Origin of the sequence: Accumulibacter sp. (assembly GCF_032229525.1) — a bacterium.
Classification (GTDB): Bacteria; Pseudomonadota; Gammaproteobacteria; order Burkholderiales; family Rhodocyclaceae; genus Accumulibacter.
On the sequence record NZ_JAVTWB010000112.1, the window covers coordinates 26,882 to 29,115 of the forward strand.

At 65.9% G+C, this 2,234-nt stretch carries 1 protein-coding gene and 1 pseudogene; one reads left to right on the forward strand and one right to left on the reverse strand.

Annotated features, from left to right (window positions below):
- Positions 1–127: 127 nt before the first annotated feature.
- Positions 128–1,672: an exopolyphosphatase gene (locus RUW20_RS07380; RefSeq protein WP_313951564.1), complete on the forward strand. Its 1,545-nt coding sequence runs from the start codon at positions 128–130 to the stop codon at positions 1,670–1,672.
- Positions 1,673–1,712: 40 nt separating this feature from the next.
- On the opposite strand, the pseudogene RUW20_RS07385 reads toward RUW20_RS07380, so the two are convergent.
- Positions 1,713–2,234, reverse strand: a pseudogene (locus RUW20_RS07385) (MFS transporter); the annotation flags it as partial.

A 2,234-nucleotide genomic window follows, 5' to 3' on the forward strand; every position in this document is an offset into this window, starting at 1 on the left:
CGTTCCCCGCCGGCACCACTTGCTGCCCTGCTCGCCTTCCCCGGTCGACCGACGACCGCGACCGCCTCCGACCTGTCACGCCGCGTTCGCGCAGCGTTTTTCCCAAATCATGGCAAGGAGTCCTGACGTGTCTTCTGATTTTGTAGCGGCGATCGACCTCGGTTCGAACAGCTTTCACATGATCGTTGCCCGCCTGAGCAACGGACAGGTGCAGGTTCACGACCGTTTGCGCGAGATGGTTCAGCTGGCGGGCGGCCTGGATGGCCGCAATCGCCTGTCGGAAGAGTCGCAGCGACGAGCTCTGGCGTGCCTGGCACGCTTCGGGCAACGACTGAGGCACATTCCGGCTGAGCAGATACGCATCGTCGGTACCAATACCCTGCGCCAGGCGCGTAACAGCGCCGAGTTCGTCGCTCGCGCAGAACAGCTCCTCGGCCACAAGGTCGAAATCGTACGTGGCCAGGAAGAAGCACGGCTGATTTATCTCGGTGTCGCCCACAACGTCGCCGACATTCCCGGCAAAAGGCTGGTGGTGGATATCGGTGGCGGCAGTACCGAACTGATCATTGGCGAAAAATTCGACCCACTGCATCTGGCCAGCCTGCGCATGGGTTGCGTCAGCCTGAGCCGAGCCTGTTTCGGCGATGGCCGGGTGACGGCGGCCCGCCTGCGCGAAGCGGAACTGCTGGTTCAACTGAACCTCGAGCCGGTACGTGAAGAATACCTGGCCCGCGGCTGGAACGTGGCAACCGGCGCTTCCGGGTCAATCAAGGCGATTCAGGGGGTGCTGATCGGCGAGGGCTGGAGCCGCGAGGGGATCACACTCGAGGCGCTGCGGCGACTGCGGCAAGCCCTTTGCGAGGTCCGCCACACCGCCGCCATAGCCGCCCGCTGGCAGCTTGATCCGGCGCGTGCCCGCGTCTTCGTGGGTGGCTTCGTCGTCCTGCACGGCCTGTGCGAGGCACTGGGCATCGAGCAGCTGCAGGTCTCGGAAGGCGCGCTGCGCGAAGGCCTGATTTATGACCTCCTGGGGCGCATTCGACACGAAGACGTACGTGACCGGACGATCGCCGACGTCATCACGCGCTTCAACCTCGACGAGGCGCAGGCGGGCCGGGTGAGCGCGACCGCCCTGGCGCTGCTTCGGCAGGTGCGAGCGCAATGGCGACTCAACGGCGCCGAGGCGCCACACGTTCTCGGACGCGCGGCCCGCCTGCATGAGGCCGGCCTGCTGCTGACCCATGACGGGCATCACCGGCATGGCGCCTACGTGCTTGAGCACGCCGATTTGCCGGGTTATTCACGCGACGATCAGCTCTTGCTGGCCGCCCTGGTCCGGCGTCACCGGCGCGCCTTTCCGGCCGCGGCCTTTGCCCATCTGCCGAAGCAGTGGACGCGGTCCGCGCGGCGTCTGTGCGTTCTCCTGCGCTTGGCGGTGGTGCTACACCGTAGCCGCAGCAGCGAGGCGCTGCCGGCAATAAGTCTGCACGTCGACCGGCGGCAACTGGAGCTGGGCTTTCCGGATGGCTGGCTGGAGGCGCATCCGCTGACCCGCGCCGATCTGCAGATCGAGGCGGGCTTATTGCACCAGGCCGGTTTCAAGCTGCGGCTGGGCCGGACCAGGACTGGCCCGGAACCAGCGCAGGCGCCGTCTGGTTCTGTTGCGCCATGATTACTTCACTGCCCGCTACCGCGGTCTCGTGTTTTGCCCCTCAGCCCTGCCCGTGGTTCGGCAGCCGGTGCCAACGGTAGCCGCTGACAAGGAACCAGGCGTAGGCTGCTGATTGCAACCCGAGCAGCGTCAGAAAAGTATACCGATGAGCCATTACGGCGGTCTCTCCTTGCGCTTGCAGCAGATCGATGAGCAGACCGAGGCCCCACTGCAGGGCGAAAGCGCCGGCGAAAACCATCAGGTTGAAAGCGGTGGTGGCGCGGCCCGAAAGGGCGACCGGAAAGCCGGCGGCAGTCAACGAAAAGGCCAGCGTCCCGAAGCTCGAAAAAGTGCCGTAGGCGACCCACAGCCAGTGGGTTGCCGGCGATGCCTCGCTGGCGATCAGCGCCAGCATCAGCAGCGATAGACCGAGCCCGACGGCGAGCAGGGCCACCGGCTTGATTCCGCGCCTGGCCAGCCCGGTCGCCAGCAGGCCGATCAGGATGTAGGCGATCAGCATGGCCACGCTCATCCCCGCCAGGTGGTCGGCAGCGGTCGCTCGCGAGTAGCCGTTGACCTGCAT